The following is a 21,189-nucleotide window of genomic DNA, read 5'->3' as shown; positions in this document are numbered from 1 at the left end:
GCGGCAGGCTGAGGTTCGGCGTGGCGGTGTGTGGAGGTGTAGCCTGCGTACGGCGCGGTCTTTCCGTGCTGGTGATCTGCGACGGTGCAGGTCGTGCGGTGCCAGGGGGCATCGAGATGAATTCCTGACGGTGCAGTGTCGGCGATGAGGAGGTGGGTGGCTATGCGTAGCGAACCCCCGAGTCGAACGCCGCGCGGCGCCGTCCTCCTGTTCTGCCGGTAGAGCTTTCGGTGGCGAGGTCGGTGCCTCGCGGTGTGAATCCGTGATTCCCGTACCCACTCGCCGTATGCCGAGGTTCTGTCATGTCGACCGATCTGTCCTTTGTCGCCCCCGCACGCTCCGATGCACTGAGTGACGACCGTCCTGCCGACGCGGCGGCGGTCACCCGAACCGAGGCTGCCGGGGACGTTGTCGCTGAATCCGTTGCTGCCGAAGCAGATTCGGATGACGCGTCGCTGCGCGATAGCATTGCTGCCCGGCACGTCGATGCCGCTGCGACCTGGTTGGAGAACCACCCGCCGCACCGGATCGCCGACGAACTCGCCCGCATGGACGCCGTGCACGCGGGAATCGCGTTCCGGCTGTTGGACAAGGATCGGGCGCTGGCGGTTTTCGAGGAGCTCGAACCCGTCGACCAGCAGCAGATCCTGGCCGGTATGCGGGACCAGAGCTTCCGCGAACTGGTCGAGGGTATGGACCCCGACGACCGGGCCCGGATGCTGCGTGAGGCCCCCGCGACGGTCGTCAAGAAGGTGCTGGCCGGGCTGAGTTCGCGTGAGCGTCGGATGACCGCGGCGCTGCTCGGCTATTCCGAGGGCTCGGCCGGGCGCTATATGACTCCGGAAGTCGTTGCGCTGCACCGTGATCTGACGGTCGAACAGGCGCTGGGGGTGGTTCGCGCCAAGGGTGCGCATGCGGAGACCGTGTACACCCTGCCCGTGGTGGACGGGGGCCGCCGGCTCACCGGCGTGGTCGAGATGCGCGCACTGGTCCTCAGCGATCCCGGAACCCCGCTGACCGAACTCGTCGTCACCGCACCGGTTTTCGCGCGCGCCACCGATGCCGCGGAGAAGGCGGCGCGGCTCATGCGCGAAACCAACCTGATCAACCTGCCGGTCGTCGACAGCGAGGATCGGCTGGTCGGCTTGTTGACGATCGATGACGCGGTCGAGGTCATCGAGGCCGCCGACAGTGAGGATGTGGCGCGCCAGGCCGGGGCGAGCCCGTGGGCCGGTCACTATATGGCCGCCGGGGTTTTCCAGCTGGCCCGCTACCGCGCGATGTGGTTGCTGTTGCTCCTGGTGGCGGCCACTTTGACGGTGACCGTCACCGATGCGTTCGAGGTGACGCTGACTCGGGCCGCGCATCTCGCGCTGTTCATTCCGCTGCTGATCGGTGCGGGCGGTAATGCCGGTGCGCAGGCGGCGACCTCCTGTGTGCGAGCGCTGGCCGTCGGCGAGGTGCGGGTCTCGGATCTGCTGAAGGTCATCTGGCGCGAATGCCGGGTCGGCCTGGTGCTGGGTTCGATGCTCGCGGTGGTCGGCATGGTCATCGGAGCCGCGTTCGTCGGTGCGCAGATCGCGGTGGTCGTCGGCATCACCCTGGTGATCATCTGCGGCTGGGCGGCGACCATCGGCGGCACCATGCCGTTGCTGGCCAAGAAGTTGCGCATCGATCCGGCGGTGATCTCCGCCCCGATGGTCACGACCCTGGTCGACGCCACCGGCTTGATCATCTACTTCACCACCGCGAAGCTCGTGCTGGGCATCTGAGGCGGGGCATTGCCCTGGAACAGTGAGATCGGTCATCGATGGCTCACGATCAATTGGCGCAATCTTCGTACCGGCGAGCGATCGGGGACTTCAGTGGTTCGCGAAGCGACCGGTATGCAAAAACTCTAAATGACGGGTACAGGGACTGCGAAACCCAGTGCATCACACAGGGGAAATCATGGGCTCACGGCGGGACTACTACAAGGATCCGAACGCACCCGAGCCCAACTCCCTGACGTCGGGAGCTTCCGCGCTGGTGGTGGACGATTCCGGCCGTGTGCTCATGCAGCAGCGCGGCGACTCGGGCAACTGGTCGTTGCCGGGTGGAACCATGGAAATAGGGGAAACTCTCGAACAGTGGTAAACGGGTTGCGCCCCAGTGGATCGCGGCGGCACGCTCAACGTGAGAGGGCGGTCATCGAAGAAGTGGGGGAGAGTGTCATGTCGCCGGAAACTACTGCGGCACAACGACTGGGGGTCGATTTCGGGCGGGTGATCCAGGGGGCCGCGACCGAGCCCGGCGAGGCGGACACCGTTTTTCTGTCCGGTGGTGTGGAGCAGGCGATGTCGACTCCGCCGAGTGCGGATGCCTTCGAGGTGTTGGCGCGGATCGTGCCGCTGTTCGAGGGGGTGTGGGTCATTTCGAAGTGTGGTCCTCGGGTCGAACAGCGGACTCGGCAGTGGCTTGCTCACCACGACTTCTTTCGGCGTACCGGGATTCCGGGCGAGAACGTGCGGTTCTGCCGGGCGCGAGCGGACAAGGCGATCCACTGTGCGGAACTGGGGATCACGCACATGATCGATGACCGGATCGAGGTGCACGAGGCGCTGCGGGGGCTGGTGCCGCAGCTGTTCTGGTTCGGTGCGCAGTCCGCGCCTGCGCCGGAGTGGGTTCGCGCCGTGCCGACGTGGCTCGATGTGCAGGCCGCGATCGCCGGGAGCGGCGAGGCGTAGTGCGCCCGGGGATGGGTGGGGTTGGGCGCTGTCGTGGCGTCGGCGTCTGGCAAACTGCGAGCGCCCCGAACGGATCCTCCGCGGGGGCTGTCATTCGCCCTGCGAACTCGTGTGACGGGCCGCATGCTGCCGCGACCAGCGGTGGCGGTGTGGATCACCGCACGTTCGCACCGATATTCGCAGGCGGCGAAAGACACAAGGTGTTGTGCTACTTAAGGATGTCGGCCACCAGTAGTAGTGTTCAAGGTGAGTGATATCCCCGCGATTCGGCGAAGCGAGAAGGTGAGTGAGGTGGGCGTGAAGCTGATCGATCGAGTGAGTGCGATCAACTGGAATCGGGTGCCCGACGAGAAGGATGCCGAGGTCTGGGACAGGCTCACCGGCAACTTCTGGTTGCCCGAGAAGGTTCCGGTGTCCAACGACATTCCCTCGTGGAACACGTTGACCGCGCATGAAAAGCAGCTCACCATGCGGGTTTTCACCGGTCTGACGCTGCTGGACACGATTCAGGGCACGGTCGGCGCGGTGAGCCTGATCCCGGATGCGCTCACCCCGCATGAGGAGGCGGTGTACACCAACATCGCGTTCATGGAGTCGGTGCACGCCAAGAGCTACAGCTCGATCTTCTCCACGCTCTGCTCGACGCGCGATATCGATGACGCCTTCCGCTGGTCGGAGGAGAATCGCAACCTGCAGCGCAAGGCCGAGATCGTGCTGGACTACTACCGGGGCGACGAGCCGCTCAAGCGCAAGGTGGCCTCCACGCTGCTGGAGAGCTTCCTGTTCTACTCGGGGTTCTACCTGCCGATGTACTGGTCCTCGCGGGCCAAGCTCACCAACACCGCCGACCTGATCCGCCTGATCATCCGCGACGAGGCCGTGCACGGCTACTACATCGGCTACAAGTATCAGAAGGGCCTCGAGCAGCTCACCGAGCCCGAACGCGAGGAGCTCAAGAGCTACACCTTCGAGCTGCTGTTCGAGTTGTACGAGAACGAGGTCGAGTACACCCAGGATCTGTACGACGAGGTCGGCCTGACCGAAGATGTCAAGAAGTTCCTGCGCTACAACGCCAACAAGGCCCTGATGAACCTCGGCTACGAGGGCTTGTTCCCGAAGGACGAGACCGAGGTCAACCCGGCCATCCTCTCGGCACTGTCACCCAATGCCGATGAGAACCACGACTTCTTCTCCGGTTCGGGCTCGAGCTACGTCATCGGCAAGGCGGTCAACACCGAGGACGAGGACTGGGAGTTCTGATCCCGCGTCTCCGACGCTGAACCTCCCCGCACCGGTCGTGGCCGGTGCGGGGCTCGGTTGTTCAGTAGTAGTCGCCGTGACGGTAGTCCCAGGACGGGAAGCTCTCGCCCAGATTCTCCATGATCCGATCGATGTCGAGACCACGACGGAGTCCCAATGTTTGCGGTAGAACTCGGCGATCTCATCGTTGAGCTCGGCCAATTCCGCCAGCTGCGCCAGGGATGCGCACAGCACCACTCCCGGCTTGCCGCGGTTGCGCTGCTTCGCCTCGAACTTGCGCTCGAGCCCGGCGCCGTCGGTGGCGATCAGGATGTAGCCGACCTTGGTCGGCGTGACGACCAAGCCGTCGGCGGCGGCGAAGGGATGAACCATGACCACCCGGATTCTGCTGCTCAACGATCCGAACCTGAACCTGCTCGGGCTTCGCGACCCGCACCTGTACGGCTCGACACCGCTGCCGGTGGTCGAAAAGCGCCTGATCGAATTCGCCACCGGACTCGGCGTGGAACTCACTGCCGCGCAACGTAATTCCGAAGGCGAACTGGTGACCCTGTTGCAGGATGCGGTCGATTCCTATGACGGCGCGATCATCAACCCCGGCCCGCTGTCGCACTACGGGCTCTCGCTGCGTGATGTCATCGACGTCATCCCGGTGCCGGTGATCGAGGTCCATCTGACGAATATCCATGCCCGCGAAGAGTTCCGGCGACATTCGATCATCTCCGCGGTGGCGCGCGGCACCATCTGCGGGCTCCGCGTCGACGGGTACGAACTCGCGATCCGGGAGCTGCTCACCCTGGTGAGCCGAGAGTCTGATCATGGCTGCTCGCAAGATTGCCGCCGTCGCCCAGTGCGAGTACCGCGGTGCGGAGCACCTGGCAGTGCGTTGCGCGGCCGAACTGATCGATCTGTTCCCCTGTGCCACAGATGATTCCGCGGAGGCCTCGATCGCCGGCGATGCGTCGACGGCGCTGCGTCCCGGCGTGACTCCGATCCGGGTCGCGGCCGCCGACGTCGTATTCCGGCCGCCGCTACTGCCTCGCACCGGTGCGGCTCTGGTCAGCGGTTTCATGCGCACCCATCATGTGAATGCCGCCGATGACGTTCCGGCTCAGCCGAATTGGTTCTTCAAAGGATTCGGCTCGGCATCGGCGGTGGGTGACGGCCCGCTGCGCGTCCCGGCCACCTTCGAGGCGTTGTGCGAGGAGATCGAGGTGGTGCTGGTCTACGTCATCGATCCGACCGGCGCCCCGGTCTACGTCGGATACACGTTCGGCAACGACCTCACCGACATCGGCCACTTCAAGCGTCTGCCGGGGCACCTGGCCTACGCCAAACTCTGCCAGCCGGCCATCCTGCCGTGGTTGTTCCGCGAACCGCCGCCCGCCGAGGTCACCGGGACGGTCACCATCGAGCGGGACGGCGCGCCCGCGTGGCAGGGCGCCTTCCGCACCGGCGCCGATGCGCTGCACTACCGGGTGGACGATCTGGTCTCGACGCTGTTCGGCTATCCCGAACTGACCCGTCCGGGTACGGTCCACTACCTCTACCTGGGCGCTGACAAGGGCAGCTACCAGGCCGGTTTCCGCTTGGATCGCGGCGATCGGATCATTGCGCGAATCGAGGGATACGGGCTGGAGTTGTCCAACACGATCGGAATGTGAGCGTCGCTTCGCAGGCTGCCAGCGGCACTGTCGCTGGTGGTCCCGGAAGTAGCAGTCGGGTGACGGCGTGCCGAGTCGTCCGCTCGGATCGGGTGCACAGCAAGCGCACAGAAAGTACCTGGCTGGGGGCCAGCTTCGGCCGTTACTGTCGGTAACTGGACAGTAATTGGACAGGAGCGGGTCATGACGAATACTTCCGACGTGGTCGTCGGGCCGGCGGCTCCCGCGGTGCTCGGGCACTCGACGGGCTCGCAGAGGGGGAGGGCGATGACCACGACCGCGCCGGTTGTCCTGCTGCACGGGCAGCCAGGGGATCATTCCGCTTGGAACGGTGTGCTCGAGCAGTTGCCGTCCTCGGTGCGGGCGATGGCGTGGGATCGGCCCGGATACGGTGCCAACGAGCGGCCCGCGGGCACCCTCGAAGAAAATGCTGTCTGGTTGCTGGATCGGTTGGAGCGCGCGGGTATTCACGATGCCGTGCTGGCCGGGCACTCCTACGGCGGCGGTGTCGCACTCGCCGCGGCCGCGATCGCGCCCGAACGGGTGCGCGGGCTGATCTCCATCGCCGGAATCGGGCCCGACTGCGCCACGAGATGGGACGAGGTGCTCGCCGCACCCGTCGCGGGACCGGCGCTGGCGCTGGCGATGTGGTCGATGATGCCGCGGCTGGCCCGGTGGCATCGCACACGTCACCCGGACGCCGTCGCGTCCTGGCATGCGTTCGGCGACATCCAGCACGAGTACGGTCCGGTGTGGCGCACCGTCCTGCTCGAACAACGCGAACTGTTCCGCAGCCTGGACCACTGGCTCGACCGCCTCGACGCAACCGATATGCCCGCGTTGATCGTCGCCGATCCGACCGATAAAGTCGTCCCGATCTCGACCGCACGCGCGCTGCACGACCGGTTTCCGCGATCCCGCCTGGAGCTGGTCGCGGGAGGCGGACATCTGCTGCCGCAGCGGATTCCGGATGTCATCGCGGCGAAGATAGGTGAATTTGTCGATTCGGTGGGCTGAGCAGGTTTCCGCGGGTGCGCGCGGACGGCTGCGCGCATATCTGAGCGAACATGAGGTTCGCACCGCACCACCCCCGCCGATGGTCCCCGGAGACGGTCTGCTGCGGCGCGTGGCCGACGAGGTGCGCTGGTCGTTCGCGCCGCCGCGGCACTGGCTCGAGGGCGTCGGGGTGAACGTCGTGCTCTCGCTGCTCTATCTGCTCTACTCGCCGCTGGTCCACCCGCATCGTCAGTTCGGCTGGGTGGTGCTGGTCGGAACCTATTTCGCCACCTTCATCCTGGCCGACGTCACCACGACCAACGTGCTGGGCCTGGATGCACCGCGGGTGCGCGCGAGCCTGGCCGAAGGCATGTCGATGCGCGGCATCCTGGTGACGAAAAACCTTGCGCTGCTCGTCATCGTGGGCCTGCCGACATTGGCGTTGACCGCGATCCTCGCCCATGCGATGCGGCCGGGGCCGCTCATGGGCACCCTGTTCGTGGTGACGCTGCCGCTGCTGTGCTGGCTCGGCGTCGGGAATATCGTCTCGGTCCTGCTGGCCGTGGAGACCCGGACGCTGGTGCGGCGATGGCGCGAACGGCGGGATCGGACCACGTTGCTGTGGCTCGGTCATCTGGCGTTGCCGTACGGCGTGTACTACCTCATCGCCCCGATCGACGGCGCCCAGCACGATCCGCTGCTGCGACTGCTGCCGCACCTGGATCGGAATCTGCGCTTCGTCTGGAACGCCGGGGTCGGGCTGCTGGTGTGGATTCTCGGCACCGCGATCGCCCTGGCCATCGTGCGACGTCGTGGGTTGCGGATCTACTGAGCTGTCGACTAGTCGTTCACGTACGCGTTGAGCGAGGTGCGCAGATCATCGATCAGGGCGCGGGCGGCGGTGAGGCCCGAACCGTGCCAGATGGTGTCGTCGACGACGAAGTCGCGCTTGTCCGAGACCGCGCCGAGTTTCTTCCAGTCGTCGCCGTGCATGACCTTCTGTCCGTAGGTCTCGCCGTCCTTGCCGTCGAACATCGCGTAGATGATGTCGCCCTCGACCTTGGCCCGGTCCCGCTCACTGCCCAGGCTGTTCACCTGGTAGGACGCACCCCGCTGCGCTTCGGGACGTTGTACGCCGGCATCGGCCAGCACTCGTCCGGCAAAGGTGTCCGCACCCTGTACCTGCGCATCGGAGGCCCCGAATCGCAGGACCGAGGCCTGGGACAACGAGGCCGCGATCGAGACACCGGTGTCGTGCGCATAGGTGTGGTAGTCGGTGATCGCCTTCGCCCCGGCGTTCGAGCGTCCCAGGGCATCGGCGAAGGCGCTGAACGATGCCTGCCAGCTGGGATCCTTGCCGATCAGCACGGTGGGCGCGGCCGTGCGCAACGCGTTCAGATCACCGTCGCCCACCGTGCCGAGCACCAGATCCGGGTGCATCGCTGCGATTTTCGCGACGTCGGGTGCGCCCGAGGCGCCCACGCTCGGCACGATCTGCAGGCCGTAACCCAGATACGACGGCTGCGGGCTGGGACCGGCGAGCGTCGTCGCGCCGACCACGCGCTGCCACAGGCCCAGTGCGCACGCCGCGTCCAGCGCGGCGGTGTCCAGGACGACGACCCGCTTCGGATCGGCCGAAACCTGAGCTGTCCCAGCGGGACTGGTCACATCGCGGGTGCCCGCGGGCTGATCCGGATCGCTCGGCAGCGGGCAGGCGCGGGTGGTGTCGCGCTCGATACCCACCACGTCCGCACCGGCGATATTGGTGGTGGTGCGGACGATCGAACTGGCATCGTCACCGGACCCGTTGCTGCAGGCGGTCAATGCCGTCACGGCCACAGCAAGCATCAGGCAACCACCGCGCACGCGGCGCGTGCGACGTCGGGCATCGAGGTCCTCGCGCAGACCGCTGCCACGCGAACGCTTCGCCGGGTCGGGGGTTCGCTCGCTGCGCTGGCTCACGGGCATGCGGGGAAGGGTACACATGCGGTGCCTTCGACGGCATTTGCGGGCCCGGCGTGATTCCCGAGCCGCGGCCTCCGGGCCCGAGGCAAATGCCGGGGGTGGCACCCAATTACGACACAGAGTAGGACCGGGCGTGATGCTTACGGCAGCACGGTTTACGATCCGTAGTAGCGAAAGCCACCGTCGTTCGCCGTGCGCCTGTCCGCCGGGCCGGAGCCAGACGTACGACAACGACCAGAAGGCAAACCTTCAGGAGGATCAGTGACTGCTGTAGAGCCCCAGCCAGTCCCCCAATTGGAAGCGACTCGGCCGTACCCGCAACGTCTGGGGCCGAAGGGTTCGTTCATCTACAAGTTGGTCACCACCACCGACCCGAAGGTCCTCGGGGTGATGTACCTGGTGACGGCCATGTCGTTCTTCATGATCGGCGGCCTGATGGCGTTGCTGATGCGTGCGGAGCTGGCTCGTCCGGGTCTGCAGTTCCTCTCGCCCGAGCAGTTCAACCAGCTGTTCACCATGCATGGCACGATCATGCTGCTGTTCTACGCGACGGCGATCGTGTTCGGTTTCGCGAATATCGTGTTGCCTCTGCAGATCGGCGCGCCCGACGTCGCCTTCCCGCGTCTGAACGCGTTCAGCTACTGGCTGTATCTGTTCGGCGCGAGCATGGCGACCGCCGGTTTCATCACCCCCGGTGGCGCGGCCGACTTCGGCTGGACCGCCTACACCCCGCTGTCGGACATCGTGCACTCCCCGGGTGTCGGCGCCGACCTGTGGATCCTGGGTCTGGCCGTCTCCGGTCTGGGCACCATCCTCGGTGGCGTCAACATGTTGACCACCGTTGTCTGCCTGCGTTGCCCGGGTATGACGCTGTTCCGCATGCCGATCTTCACCTGGAACATCGCGGTCACCAGCGTGCTGGTGCTGCTGGCGTTCCCGCTGCTGACCGCGGCGCTGTTCGGCCTGGCCTACGACCGGCACCTGGGCGGGCACATCTACGACCCGGCCAACGGTGGCGCCATCCTGTACCAGCACCTGTTCTGGTACTTCGGCCACCCCGAGGTGTACATCATCGCGCTGCCGTTCTTCGGCATCGTCTCGGAGATCTTCCCGGTCTTCAGCCGTAAGCCGATCTTCGGTTACACCACGCTGGTCTACGCGACCCTGGGTATCGCGGCGCTGTCCATCGCGGTGTGGGCGCACCACATGTACGCCACCGGCGCGGTGCTGCTGCCGTACTTCTCCTTCATGACCTTCCTGATCGCTGTCCCGACCGGCGTGAAGTTCTTCAACTGGATCGGCACCATGTGGCGCGGTCAGCTGACGTTCGAGACGCCGATGCTGTGGTCGGTGGGCTTCCTGGTCACCTTCCTGTTCGGTGGTCTGTCCGGTGTCATCCTGGCCAGCCCGCCGCTGGACTTCCACGTGTCGGACACCTACTTCGTGGTCGCGCACTTCCACTACGTGCTCTTCGGCACCATCGTGTTCGCCACCTTCGCGGGCATCTACTTCTGGTTCCCGAAGATGACCGGCCGCATGATGGACGAGCGCCTGGGCAAGTGGCACTTCTGGGCGACCATGGTCGGCTTCCACACCACCTTCCTGGTGCAGCACTGGCTGGGTGCCGAGGGTATGCCGCGTCGGTACGCGGACTACCTGCCCACCGACGGTTTCACCACGTTGAACACGATCTCCACGATCGGCGCGTTCATCCTGGGCGCCTCGACGCTGCCGTTCATCTGGAACGTCTTCAAGTCCTACCGCTACGGCGAGGTCGTGACCGTGGACGATCCGTGGGGCTACGGCAACTCGCTGGAGTGGGCCACCTCCTGCCCGCCGCCGCGGCACAACTTCTACGAGCTGCCGCGCATCCGGTCCGAGCGGCCGGCGTTCGAGCTGCACTACCCGCACATGGTGGAGCGGATGCGGGCCGAGGCCCACGTCGGCTGGGGCGGGAAGTCGCACGCCGTCAAGGAGCTGGAGAAGGTGCCGAACTGATCGGCTGATCCTCGCTATGACCGGCGCGGCGGTCGTCTCTTCCGAGACGGCCGCCGCGTTCGGCTTTTCCGGCAGTGATTCCGGCCACGGTGCCGTGGGCCGTGTCCGGTACGCCGGAAACAGCCTGAGACAATGAAGAGCCGTCGTCGGCGGCCGAGCATGTCGCGAGAGGGAGACAACGTGAGCACGTCCGAGCCTGAACCCGGCAACCACGGTCCGTCCGTGGCCGCACAGGCTGCCGCGGGGACGACGGTGCTGATCACCGTCACCGGCCCCGATCGGCCCGGTGTCACCTCGGTTCTGCTGGCGGCGCTGGCGCGCAACGGAGTGAGCCTCCTGGACGTCGAGCAGGTCGTGATCCGCGGCCGCCTGACCCTCGGTGTGCTGGTGTCCTGCCCGGGCGATCCGGAGGGCCTGCAGGATGAGCTCGAGGATGCGATGGTCACCGTCGGCATGCAGGTCGAGGTCGAGATCGATGCGGAGCCTTCGGCCGGAGCACGGCTGTCCACACATGCGATCGTCGTGCTGGGCAGTCCGGTGACCGCGCGGGCGTTCAGCGTCATCGCCCGCAAACTGGCCGAACAGGACGTCAACATCGACGCGATCCGCGGTGTCGCGGACTATCCGGTGACGGGTCTCGAACTGACCGTGACCGCTCCCGCGACCGAATCCGCCGAGACGCGGCTGCGCACCACCCTGGCCGAGGTCGCGGCCAAGCAGAACATCGATATCGCCGTCGAGCGCGCGGGCCTGGCCCGGCGCGCCAAGCGGCTGATCGTCTTCGACGTCGACTCCACGCTGATCCAGGGCGAGGTGATCGAGATGCTCGCCGCACACGCCGGGGTCGAGGACGAGGTCCGCAAGGTGACCGAGGCGGCCATGCGCGGGGAGCTGGACTTCGCCGAATCGCTGCGGCAACGGGTGGCGACGCTGAGCGGGTTGCAGGAGTCGGTGATCGACGAGGTCGCCGAGGCGATCACGCTGACCCCCGGCGCGCGCACGACCATTCGCACGCTGCGTCGGCTGGGTTTTCGCTGCGGTGTGGTTTCCGGCGGTTTCCGCCAGGTCATCGAGCCGCTCGCGCATGAGCTGGAACTCGATTTCGTCCAGGCCAACACGCTCGAGGTGGTCGGTGGTCGCCTGACCGGCAAGGTGATCGGGGAGATCGTGGACCGGCCCGCGAAGGCCGTGGCGCTGCGGCGTTTCGCCGCCGAGGCCGGCGTGCCGATGGAACAGACCGTCGCGGTGGGGGACGGTGCGAACGATATCGACATGCTCAACGCGGCGGGTCTGGGTATCGCCTTCAATGCCAAACCCGCACTGCGCGAGATCGCCGACGCCGCCCTGTCGCACCCCTACCTGGACGCGGTCCTGTTCATTCTCGGCGTCACCCGTGACGAGGTCGAAGCCGCCGATGCTCGCGACGGTCTGCTGCGTCGCGTCCCGCTGAACTGAGCAGCTCCGGGATGCTCGTAGAGTCGGAGCTCGACGACGGATTCGTCGCGCGGCACGCGGAATTGGCGCGGGGTTACGGGGGCGGCGGGGATCCGGAGGATCCGGCGCTGGTTCAGGCGATGCAGATGGTGCTGCACATTCCGAAGCAGGATCCGCCGCCTCGCAGTGCACTGTTGGCTGCTGCCGCGACGGCGGCGGTCGCGTTGTGCATGGATTCGCGGGTCGGCCCCGGAGGCGAATGGGAGCAGCGGTATCTGACCTGGAAACGCTCACGGATTCGCAAGGTGGCGCGGCGGGCTCGCGGTGCGCAGTGGCTGGCGGCGAACGAGGTCGACGGGATCACCGTGCAGGTCGACGGCGCGCAGGCTCGGGCGCTGGTGCCGGGTCCGGTCGGCGCCATCGATCAGCGAATTCGTCGACTGCAGATCGGCGGCACCGATCTCGAAGCGGACGATCCCGGTCCGGTCGATCCGGAACTGCCTGTGCTGTGGGTGGATTCGGAGTTGGGGATGACCGTCGGCAAGGCCGCGGCCCAGGTCGGCCACGCGAGCATGCTGTTGGCCGGTGCGTTGTCGGTGGAGCAGGCGTTCCGATGGGCCGGGCACGGTTATCGCTGTTCGGTGCGCGAGGCCGGTCCGCGCTGGCCCGAGCTGGCCCGCCTGGTCCGTGCGGGTTCGGCGACGGCGGTGCGGGACGCCGGATTCACCGAGGTCGCCCCCGGATCGATGACGGTGATCGCCGTCCCGCCAGGCGTTGCGGGCTGACCGCGGCCACGGCTGCCGCGAGCGTCCGGTTGTCATGAAGGTGACAGTGTCGAATCTCACCGGCGTGATGGTGAATTCGCGGCCACTTCGGGCGTACGGCGGGATATGACATCTACGTGCAAACGGACCATGTTGGGAATGTTTCGGGTGCGTGGTCCAAGATGGAGCCCGTGTCGCAACCCGATCCCGATCTACTCATCGATTTCAACCAGGTGACCGTCCGGCGGTCGGGACATACGCTCGTAGGTCCCCTCAGCTGGCAAGTGGAGCTCGACGAGCGCTGGGTCGTGCTCGGCCCCAACGGCGCCGGTAAGACCTCCCTGCTCCGAATGGCCGCCGCCGAACTGCATCCGACCTCGGGTACCGCCCATCTGCTGGGTGAGGTGCTGGGCCGGACCGACATCAACGACCTGCGCCCGCGCATCGGCCTGTCCTCGGCCGCGGTGGCCAGCCGGGTGCCGCTGGACGAGAAGGTCAGTGACCTCGTGGTGTCGGCGGGCTACGCGGTGATGGGCCGCTGGCGGGAGGAATACGAGGACCAGGACACCGACCGCGCGGTGGACATGCTGGAAAGCCTCGGCGCGGAACATCTTTCCGATCGCGCCTACGGCACCCTGTCCGAGGGGGAGCGTAAGCGGGTGCTGATCGCACGGGCGCTGATGACCGATCCGGAACTGCTGCTGCTGGACGAACCCGGCGCCGGGCTGGATCTGGGCGGCCGGGAGGAATTGGTGGAGCGCCTGGGCGATCTGGCCTCGAATCCGGACTCGCCGGCCACCGTGCTGGTCACCCACCACGTCGAGGAGATTCCGCCGGGCTTCTCGCACGGCCTGCTGCTCAACGAGGGCAGCGTCGTCGCCCAGGGGTTGCTCGAGGACGTACTCACCGCGGAGAACCTCAGCAAGGCGTTCCGGCAGTCGATCACCCTGGACCGCATCGAGGGGCGTTATTTCGCGCGTCGGAGTCGTCGGCTGGGGCGGCACCGCGCCTGAGTGAGTACGCGCTCCGTCGTGATCGCGCGCCACTCGATCGTGCGGACCCCGGTCGAGCGCGTGCACCGGGTCGCGGGTCCGCGATTGTATGGAGCCGGGGCTCGCGATGAGCGGGGCCAAGCACCCGTTAGGGTGCGAAGGGTGAGCGAGACTGTTGCCGTGAGTGAACCGAGGACACAGCGCGCCGGGCGTCGCGCGAACCCGAGTACCGGCACGGTGCAGCTGTGAACGATTCGGCGCCGGTGGCGCCCAAGGACGCGTCAACGGTCATGCTGGTGCGCGAGGGTGCATCGGGTCCCGAGGTGTTCCTGCAGCGGCGGGTCAAGGCGATGGCATTCGCCGCCGGAATGACGGTCTTCCCGGGCGGCGGGGTGGACCCCTCCGACGCGCAGGCCGAGATCATCTGGGCCGGAGCGGGTCCCGCCTGGTGGGCCGAGCGGTTCGGCGTCGACGAGGCGCGAGCGCAGGCACTGGTGTGCGCGGCGGTGCGCGAGACGTTCGAGGAATGCGGAGTCCTGCTGGCGGGGCCGACTGCCGACACCGTCGTCTCCGACACGTCCGTGTACAGCGCTGCGCGCGCCCGCCTCGAGCGTCGCGAGCTGTCCCTCGGACAGTTCCTTGCCGCCGAGAATCTGGTGTTGCGCGCGGATCTGTTGCGGCCCTGGGCCAACTGGATCACGCCCACCGTGGAGTCGCGGCGATACGACACCTGGTTCTTCGTCGCGGTCCTTCCGGAGGGGCAGCGCGCCGATGGGGCCACTTCCGAAGCTCAACACGTCATCTGGAGCACTCCCGCCGAGGCCATCGAGCGGTGGAAGGCGGGGACCGATGTACTGCTGCCGCCCACCTGGTCGCAGCTGATCGCGCTCGGCGAGTATTCCTCGACCGCGGAGATCTTCGCCGCCACACCGGATTTCGAGCCGATCCAGCCGGTCCTGACGACCGTCGACGGCAAACCGCGCCTGCAGTTTCCGAACAACGAGCGCTACTTCGCCGATTTCCCGGAAGGTTCGCGCATGCGCGGATCACAGCCCGCGGACTGAGCGTCCGGACGCAGCGTCGCGGGTCTGGAGCGGGAGCCTGGAGTCGAGTTGCCGGGCTGGATCGGATGCGCCGGACGCTGTGCCGCAGAGCTGGATCAGGTTCCTTGGATGGCGTGCCGCCGACCCGGGGCCGAAATGTCTCGCCCGCCGCGCTGCCGGTGCGCGAGCGAGCGACCAGTAGGCTCCTGCTCCGTGGCCGAATTCGTGACCGTTGACCGTCCCGAGGCGGGAATCGCCGTGCTGCGCTTCGCGCGGCCGCCGATGAATCTGATCGATCTGCAGGTGGCGCGCGAGTTGGCCGCCGAGGCCGAGCGGATCGGCGCGGACGCCGAGGTGCGCGCGGTGCTCGTGTACGGCGACGAACGGGTGTTCTGCGCCGGTGACGAGTTGGCCGAGCTGGACCGCCTCACCCCCGAGCAGGCCGCGGCGCGGGCCGGGGATCTGCAGTCCGCGCTGGGTTGCCTGGCCCGCCTGCCGCAACCCACGGTTGCCGCGATCAGCGGTTACGCACTCGGTGCCGGGCTGGAACTGGCCCTGGGCGCGGATCGGCGCATCATCGGCGACAACGTGCGTCTGGGGCTGCCGCAGATTCGCGCGGGTCTGATCCCGCTCGCGGGGATCCGGCGGCTGAGTCTGCTCATCGGTGCTGCGCGGGCGAAGGATCTGGTGTACACGGGACGTTTCGTGGAGCCCGGCGAGGCCGCCGCGCTCGGCTTGGTCGACGAGGTGGTCGCCCCCGATGACGTCTACCTCGCCGCGATGCGCTGGGCCCGGCAGTTCGTCTCCGGCCCGGCTCGTGCGCTGGCTGCCGCGAAGGCCGTCTTCGAGGCCGGAACGCACGGCCACGATCGGGCCCGGAGCGAGTGGGCGGAGCTGTTCGGGACCGAAGATCGCAGGATAGGAACAGGTTCTTATTTGGTCGCCGGTCCAGGGTCGGCCGAATTCGTCGGCCGCTGACCGCACCGGGCGGGAATCGGCTGCCGATCCCGCCCGCGGTCGCCGGTGTTCGACCGAGCCGTCCGCCACGGGCCTGGTGGTAATGCGCACGTGAGGCTGGGCTACCCTTTCCGATCATGACCGCACGTCATGACGACCCCGCGCCGAACCCGCACGCGACCGAAGCGCAGGTCCAGGCCGCACTTTCCGACAACAAGCTCGCTCAGGTCCTCTACCACGACTGGGAGGCCGAGACCTACGACGACAAGTGGTCGATCTCGTACGACGAGCGCTGCATCGCCTATGCCCGCGGTCGCTTCGACGCCGTGGTCCCCGACGCGCCGCTGCCCTACGAGCGTGCGCTCGAACTCGGCTGCGGCACGGGATTCTTCCTGCTGAACCTGATGCAGTCCGGGGTCGCGAAGGCCGGTTCGGTGACCGATCTGTCGCCCGGCATGGTCAAGGTCGCCACCCGCAACGGCCAGAACCTGGGCCTGGACGTCGACGGCCGGGTCGCCGACGCCGAGACCATCCCGTACGACGACGACACCTTCGATCTGGTCTGTGGTCACGCTGTGCTGCACCACATTCCGGATGTCGAGCTGGCGCTGAAGGAATGCCTGCGCGTGCTCAAGCCCGGCGGCCGGTTCGTGTTCGCCGGTGAGCCGACCACGATCGGCAACTTCTACGCCCGCAAACTGGGCCAGATCACCTGGAAGGTGACCACCGAGGTCACCAAGCTGCCGTTCCTGTCCGATTGGCGGCGGCCGCAGGAGGAGCTCGACGAGTCCTCCCGGGCGGCGGCCCTCGAGGCCGTGGTGGATCTGCACACCTTCGATCCCTCGGAGCTCGAGAGCATCGCCCGTCGCGCGGGCGCGACCGAGGTGCACGCCGAGACCGAGGAGTTCGCCGCGGCGCTGTGGGGCTGGCCGGTGCGCACCTTCGAGGCCGCGGTGCCCGACGCGAAGCTGACCTGGCGTTACCGCATGGCGCAGTACCGGGCGTGGCTGGGCCTGAGCAAGCTGGACGAGAAGGTGCTGCGGCACGTCGTGCCCCGGCAGTTCTTCTACAACGCGATGATCACCGGCGTGAAGCCGGGCGGCGCGGGAAGGTAATGCGACCGGGCGGGGTGCTCTAGTGGCGTACCGCTTCACCCGTGCGGATGTCGCGTATCTCGGGGACTCCGCCGGTCGGGCGGCGCTCGCCGAGGTGGATCGGCTGACGTTGACCACAGCGAGTCTGCTCGGCGATCTCGAGCGGGTGCGGCGCGATCACGGTGATCGCGCCGCCGCGCTGGTGGAAACGGTGCGTCTGCGTCGCCGGGCCGCGGCGAAACTGACCGACGCACCGGACTGGCTGTTCACCGACGAGGCATTGCAGCAGGCCACGCCGAGTGTGGTCGCGCGGCACCGGGCTCGTCGGCTGGCCGGGCGCACGGTGCATGATCTGACCTGTTCGATCGGTGCGGAACTCGCTGCGCTGCAACAGGTTTGTCCCGCGGTGATTGGCAGTGACCTGGACCAGGTGCGTCTCGCGATGGCCGCGCACAATCTCGCCGACGCCCGGAACGTCCTGCTGGCGCAGGCCGATGCGCTCGTTCCGTGCAGTACCGGGACCGTCGTCATCGCCGATCCGGCCCGGCGCGCGGACGGCCGTCGCACGCATGATCCGGCGAAGCTGCAACCGCCGCTGCCGGATCTGCTCGATGCCTACCGCGGCCGCGACATCGCCGTGAAATGCGCTCCCGGACTGGATTTCGACCAGTTCACCGAATGCGAAGCCGAGGTGGTCTCCCTCGACGGAGCGGTGCGCGAGGCGTGCCTGTGGTCACCCGGACTGACCGAACCCGGCGTCACCCGCCGGGCGACGGTGCTGCGTTCGGACGGCGGCCACTGGACGCTCACCGACGCCGCACCCGACGAGATCCCCGAACGTCCGCCGGGGGAGTGGATCATCGATCCGGACGGCGCGGTGGTGCGCGCCGGTCTGGTGCGCCACTACGCCGCCGAGAACGGCCTGTGGCAGCTGGATCCCCGCATCGCCTACCTCACCGGCGACCGCGTCCCGGAGGGGATACGCGGTTTTCGCATCCTGGACCGCTTGGACCTGCGCGAGAAGACCCTGCGCGCCGAACTGCGCCGCCGGGACTGCGGCCCGCTGGAAATCCTCACCCGCGGAGTGGATCTGGATCCTGACGCCCTGCGTGGACGGATCAAACCCCGAGGGAGCGTTCCGTTCACCTTGGTGATCACCAGAATCGGCCGCACACCGACGGTATTCCTCTGCCGGACGCCTCCCGTGCGCTGATCGGGGCCTGTCCGACTGTGGCTACGTCTCCGGTTTGAAGACGTAGATCTGCCCGACCCGGGAGGTCACCACGACCTCGCCCTTCTGGCCGACCGAGGTTCCGGTGGTGGTGCCCTGAGCACCGGGCAGTACGGCCGAGGCGACGGTGGTGCCGGTATGGGTGTCGAAGGTGACCAGATTCAGCGCGTCACCGATCGGGGACACCACGTATCCGGTCTCGCCCGCGGTCTGCGCGGGGCGTCCGCGCAACTGCAGATCCTTGCGTTCCCAGGCGATCCGGACGCTGTCGCCGTTGTCGTGCAACGCGATCAGATGGCCGTCGTCACCGCCGGGAATCAGCAGGCCGTCGTCGTCGGAGACCGCGCCGCGCGGCGTGAAGCCCAGTGGCTGCACCCATTTGGTGTGCCCGTTCTCGGCGTCGACGGCGATCAGGCGACCGCTGTTGTCGCCGACGTAGACGGTCTTGCCGTCGGGGGACAGCGTCGGGCTGGTGGCGCTGCCGTCGGTCAGGATGTCGGCGCTCCAGTCCTGCTGAATTCGCTTGTCCGCGTAGCGCAGTGCCACGAGTGACGCGTTCGCCGACCCACGCTGCCACACGGTCACGTAGAAGCGCTCGGAACTCGGATCGATGGCCGAGACGTTGGCCACCGGACATTGCGGACCGCCCGAGCCGCAGTCGTCGAGACCGTCGCCGTCGGCCGGGCGCGGCAGGTTCGGGTGGGCCAGGAAGTCGGGTTCGCCAAGGAGCTGGAACGAGGGGACCGTGCGATCGCCGGTCTGCCGGTTCAGCACGTCGACCTGGCCGGACTGGGTGATGGTCAGCACATTGCTGTCACCGGTGAACTGCACCGAGACCGGCACACCGGCCACGGGCGTGCGCCAGCGCGGCTCACCCAGCGAGTTGATCGAATTCACCCCGCCGTCATCGCCGACGTAGACGTTGGCCAGTTCGTCGACCGCCGACACCGAGTGGATCGCATTCACGCCCAGCGGATTACAGAATCGTTTGCGGCCCGTGGGCATCTGGAACGAGAACAGTGCCCCGACGGCGCCCGGAGCGCCGACGCAGGCGTTGTCGATTCCGGTGGTGACGAACAGTTGCCCGTCCGGTCCGACCGTGGTGGGCGTGAGAGCGGGCCCGCCGATCGGCCTGGACCAGCTCAGCGTCAGATGCCGCGAACCGGTGACCGTGGTCGTGCCGCTGTTGCGCCCGTCGTGGAAGGCCGAGGGCCAGCCGTGGCCGGGCCCCACCGTGATGTCGTCGAGCGTCGTCCCCCCGCAGCCGCTCAGGGTCAGCACGCCGACCGCACCGAGGGCCGCGGCGGCACGAAATGCCGGGCGGCGCACAATGGTACGGAGAACGTGCGCGGGTCGCCGGATGCTGGTACGCACCTGACCTTGTCTCCCCTCTGCTCGTACGGGCTTGCACGAGACTAACCGTCCCGGCGAGCGGGTGGTGTGCCGCCTCACGCAGTGCGCCCGCTTCGGGGGATTTCCGCGCCCGGCCAGGGTAGGGGATCCGGTCGATTTCGACCGAAAGTACCCTGGTAGCTCGACGACGACACCGCGGGACGAGAGGATCGCCCGATGGACGCGAGGAGCACTTCGTGACGAGCATGTGGGGCGCACCGTTGCGCTCGCGTTGGCGGGGTTCGCGCCGCCGGGATCCGGAGCAGGCGCGTTTCCTCACCGTGGCGTCGCTGCGCTGGGTACTCGCCAATCGGGCCTACACCCCCTGGTACCTGGTGCGGTACTACCGGTTGTTGAAATTCCGCCTGGCCAATCCGCACATCGTGTTGCGCGGCATGGTCTTCCTGGGCCGCCGGGTCGAGGTGCATGCGACGCCCGAGTTGGGGCGCATGGAGATCGGCCGCTGGGTGCACATCGGCGACGGCAACGCGATCCGCTGCCACGAGGGTTCGCTGCGCATCGGTGACAAGGTGGTGTTCGGCAAGGACAACGTCGTGAACACCTATCTCGACATCGAGATCGGCGCGTCCACGCTGGTGGCGGACTGGTGCTACATCTGCGACTTCGACCACAAGATGGACGACGTCACCATGCCGATCAAGGATCAGGGCATCGTGAAGAGCCCGGTGCGCATCGGCCCGGACACCTGGATCGCGGCGAAGGTCACCGTTCTGCGCGGCACCCGGGTCGGCCGCGGCTGTGTCCTGGGCGCGCACGCGGTGGTCAAGGGCGACGTCCCGGACTACAGCATCGCGGTCGGCGCGCCCGCCAAGGTGGTCAAGAACCGTAAGGACGCCTGGGATGCGGCCGCCGATGCGCGCGCTGCGCACGCGGCCGCGCTGGCCGATATCGAGCGCAAGAAGGCGGCCGACGGGGATGCCGCACAAGTGGAATCTTCCAGTATCGGCGCGTCGTAGGGCGGCTGGCCGCAGGAGGGTGAATCTGTCGGTGGCGGGCGGTAGCGTCTGAGCCATGAACCGATACGCCGCTCTGTTGCGAGGAATAACTCCGAGCAATCCCGCCATGCGCGGGGAGAAGTTGCGCGGCGTGTTCAGTGGTTTGGGTTTCGAATCGGTCGGCTCGGTGCTGGGCAGTGGCAACATCGTGTTCAGCAGTGCGGAATCCGATTGTGCCGCACTGGAATCGCAGATTCAGCAGGGATTGTCCACCGAGCTCGGTATAGGCGGCGGCACGCTGATCCGCACCCGCGGCGAGTTGCAGGCTCTGATCGAATCCGATCCGTTCTCGGGTCTCACGCATTCGCGGGAGACCTATCTGATGGTGACGTTTCTGAAGGATGCCGACAATCCCGGTCTGGGCGCCGAACCGCCGCCGCATCTGGCCGACCAGGTGAAGATTCTCGGGTACGACGAGCAGGTCCGGGCGATTCTGGCGGTGATGGACAACAGCACGCCGGGTACGCCGAATCATATGGTCTGGCTGGACAAGACCTTCGGCAAACAGGTCACCACTCGTACCTGGGCCACGGTGCACAAGATTTTCGCCAAGTTGTAGGGGCTCGGCGATACCTTTCCGGCGATTCTTGCGGATCGGGAATGCCGGATCATCCCGATGAGTGCACACAGTGGATGAACTGATTATGTGAATACCGA

General features: G+C 67.2%; 20 protein-coding genes and 1 pseudogene. 18 read left to right on the top strand and 3 right to left on the bottom strand.

The annotated features are described in order from the left end of the window. The first annotated feature begins 302 nt into the window (after positions 1 to 302). The 4 genes from mgtE to nrdF all read left to right on the top strand — a co-directional run bounded on the left by mgtE (position 303) and on the right by nrdF (position 3,986). Positions 303 to 1,772 carry a magnesium transporter gene (gene mgtE, locus ON40_RS24730; RefSeq protein WP_083895887.1) on the top strand — a complete coding sequence of 490 codons (1,470 nt, stop codon included), beginning with the start codon at positions 303 to 305 and terminating at the stop codon, positions 1,770 to 1,772. A 178-nt stretch (positions 1,773 to 1,950) separates the two neighbouring features. Beyond that, complete coding sequence (locus ON40_RS24725) at positions 1,951 to 2,136, top strand: NUDIX domain-containing protein (RefSeq protein ID WP_083895886.1); 186 nt, start codon at positions 1,951 to 1,953, stop codon at positions 2,134 to 2,136. 77 nt (positions 2,137 to 2,213) lie between these two features. Next, on the top strand, positions 2,214 to 2,726 hold the full coding sequence (locus tag ON40_RS24720; RefSeq protein ID WP_040826495.1) for a hypothetical protein: 513 nt from the start codon (positions 2,214 to 2,216) through the stop codon (positions 2,724 to 2,726). A 297-nt stretch (positions 2,727 to 3,023) separates the two neighbouring features. Then, positions 3,024 to 3,986 (top strand): class 1b ribonucleoside-diphosphate reductase subunit beta, encoded by a 963-nt coding sequence (nrdF, locus tag ON40_RS24715; RefSeq protein WP_051193529.1) that lies wholly within the window; start codon positions 3,024 to 3,026, stop codon positions 3,984 to 3,986. Between the two features lie 210 nt (positions 3,987 to 4,196). Here the strand turns inward: nrdF and ON40_RS54775 are convergent. After that, positions 4,197 to 4,358, bottom strand: a pseudogene (locus ON40_RS54775) (translation factor (SUA5)); the annotation flags it as partial. Between ON40_RS54775 and ON40_RS24705 the strand changes: the two are divergent. From ON40_RS24705 to ON40_RS24690, 4 genes are all read left to right on the top strand, one after another. Next, positions 4,357 to 4,917: a type II 3-dehydroquinate dehydratase gene (locus ON40_RS24705; protein ID WP_063713076.1), complete on the top strand. Its 561-nt coding sequence runs from the start codon at positions 4,357 to 4,359 to the stop codon at positions 4,915 to 4,917. The pseudogene ON40_RS54775 and the gene ON40_RS24705 overlap by 2 nt on opposite strands. Then, entirely contained in the window at positions 4,805 to 5,650 is an 846-nt protein-coding gene (locus ON40_RS24700; RefSeq protein WP_040826493.1) for a hypothetical protein, read from the top strand. Before ON40_RS24705 ends, ON40_RS24700 begins: the two co-directional genes overlap by 113 nt. A gap of 183 nt (positions 5,651 to 5,833) precedes the next feature. Next, a complete protein-coding gene (locus ON40_RS24695) occupies positions 5,834 to 6,667 on the top strand; it encodes an alpha/beta fold hydrolase (protein ID WP_083895884.1) in 834 nt (277 codons plus the stop codon). Beyond that, positions 6,642 to 7,478: a hypothetical protein gene (locus ON40_RS24690; RefSeq protein ID WP_245567971.1), complete on the top strand. Its 837-nt coding sequence runs from the start codon at positions 6,642 to 6,644 to the stop codon at positions 7,476 to 7,478. Before ON40_RS24695 ends, ON40_RS24690 begins: the two co-directional genes overlap by 26 nt. An 8-nt stretch (positions 7,479 to 7,486) precedes the next feature. Here the strand turns inward: ON40_RS24690 and ON40_RS24685 are convergent, their stop codons facing one another. Beyond that, positions 7,487 to 8,494 carry an ABC transporter substrate-binding protein gene (locus ON40_RS24685; RefSeq protein WP_051193528.1) on the bottom strand — a complete coding sequence of 336 codons (1,008 nt, stop codon included), beginning with the start codon at positions 8,492 to 8,494 and terminating at the stop codon, positions 7,487 to 7,489. A gap of 378 nt (positions 8,495 to 8,872) precedes the next feature. Here ON40_RS24685 and ctaD point away from each other — a divergent pair, with 378 nt between their 5' ends. From ctaD to ON40_RS24645, 8 genes are all read left to right on the top strand, one after another. Next, the gene (ctaD, locus tag ON40_RS24680) at positions 8,873 to 10,609 is read left to right on the top strand and encodes an aa3-type cytochrome oxidase subunit I (protein WP_040826489.1); all 1,737 of its coding nucleotides are present in this window, start codon (positions 8,873 to 8,875) and stop codon (positions 10,607 to 10,609) included. 159 nt (positions 10,610 to 10,768) lie between these two features. Beyond that, positions 10,769 to 12,064: a phosphoserine phosphatase SerB gene (gene serB, locus ON40_RS24675; protein ID WP_083895882.1), complete on the top strand. Its 1,296-nt coding sequence runs from the start codon at positions 10,769 to 10,771 to the stop codon at positions 12,062 to 12,064. Between the two features lie 11 nt (positions 12,065 to 12,075). Then, the gene (locus ON40_RS24670) at positions 12,076 to 12,828 is read left to right on the top strand and encodes an aminoacyl-tRNA hydrolase (protein WP_040826485.1); all 753 of its coding nucleotides are present in this window, start codon (positions 12,076 to 12,078) and stop codon (positions 12,826 to 12,828) included. A gap of 161 nt (positions 12,829 to 12,989) precedes the next feature. Then, positions 12,990 to 13,820 carry an ABC transporter ATP-binding protein gene (locus tag ON40_RS24665; RefSeq protein ID WP_040826484.1) on the top strand — a complete coding sequence of 277 codons (831 nt, stop codon included), beginning with the start codon at positions 12,990 to 12,992 and terminating at the stop codon, positions 13,818 to 13,820. 269 nt (positions 13,821 to 14,089) lie between these two features. Further along, positions 14,090 to 14,863 carry an NUDIX hydrolase gene (locus ON40_RS24660; protein ID WP_245567983.1) on the top strand — a complete coding sequence of 258 codons (774 nt, stop codon included), beginning with the start codon at positions 14,090 to 14,092 and terminating at the stop codon, positions 14,861 to 14,863. A 192-nt stretch (positions 14,864 to 15,055) separates the two neighbouring features. Next, entirely contained in the window at positions 15,056 to 15,820 is a 765-nt protein-coding gene (locus ON40_RS24655; RefSeq protein WP_040826481.1) for an enoyl-CoA hydratase-related protein, read from the top strand. A 116-nt stretch (positions 15,821 to 15,936) separates the two neighbouring features. Next, positions 15,937 to 16,914: a class I SAM-dependent methyltransferase gene (locus ON40_RS24650; protein WP_040826479.1), complete on the top strand. Its 978-nt coding sequence runs from the start codon at positions 15,937 to 15,939 to the stop codon at positions 16,912 to 16,914. 22 nt (positions 16,915 to 16,936) lie between these two features. Continuing rightward, on the top strand, positions 16,937 to 18,106 hold the full coding sequence (locus ON40_RS24645; protein ID WP_040826477.1) for a THUMP-like domain-containing protein: 1,170 nt from the start codon (positions 16,937 to 16,939) through the stop codon (positions 18,104 to 18,106). 21 nt (positions 18,107 to 18,127) lie between these two features. On the opposite strand, the gene ON40_RS24640 is transcribed toward ON40_RS24645, so the two are convergent. Beyond that, positions 18,128 to 19,498, bottom strand: coding sequence for an outer membrane protein assembly factor BamB family protein (locus tag ON40_RS24640; protein WP_245567970.1), 1,371 nt, complete (start codon positions 19,496 to 19,498; stop codon positions 18,128 to 18,130). Positions 19,499 to 19,722: 224 nt separating this feature from the next. On the opposite strand from ON40_RS24640, the gene ON40_RS24635 reads away from it, so the two are divergent. Together ON40_RS24635 and ON40_RS24630 are read left to right on the top strand one after the other, a co-directional pair. Further along, positions 19,723 to 20,493 (top strand): acyltransferase, encoded by a 771-nt coding sequence (locus tag ON40_RS24635; protein WP_040826473.1) that lies wholly within the window; start codon positions 19,723 to 19,725, stop codon positions 20,491 to 20,493. Between the two features lie 55 nt (positions 20,494 to 20,548). Next, positions 20,549 to 21,091, top strand: a complete 543-nt coding sequence (locus ON40_RS24630; RefSeq protein ID WP_040826471.1) for a DUF1697 domain-containing protein — start codon at positions 20,549 to 20,551, stop codon at positions 21,089 to 21,091. Positions 21,092 to 21,189 lie beyond the last annotated feature (98 nt).

Origin of the sequence: Nocardia jiangxiensis NBRC 101359 (assembly GCF_000308615.1) — a bacterium.
Classification (GTDB): Bacteria; Actinomycetota; Actinomycetes; order Mycobacteriales; family Mycobacteriaceae; genus Nocardia; species Nocardia jiangxiensis.
This window is presented reverse-complemented; position numbering and strand designations above follow the sequence as displayed.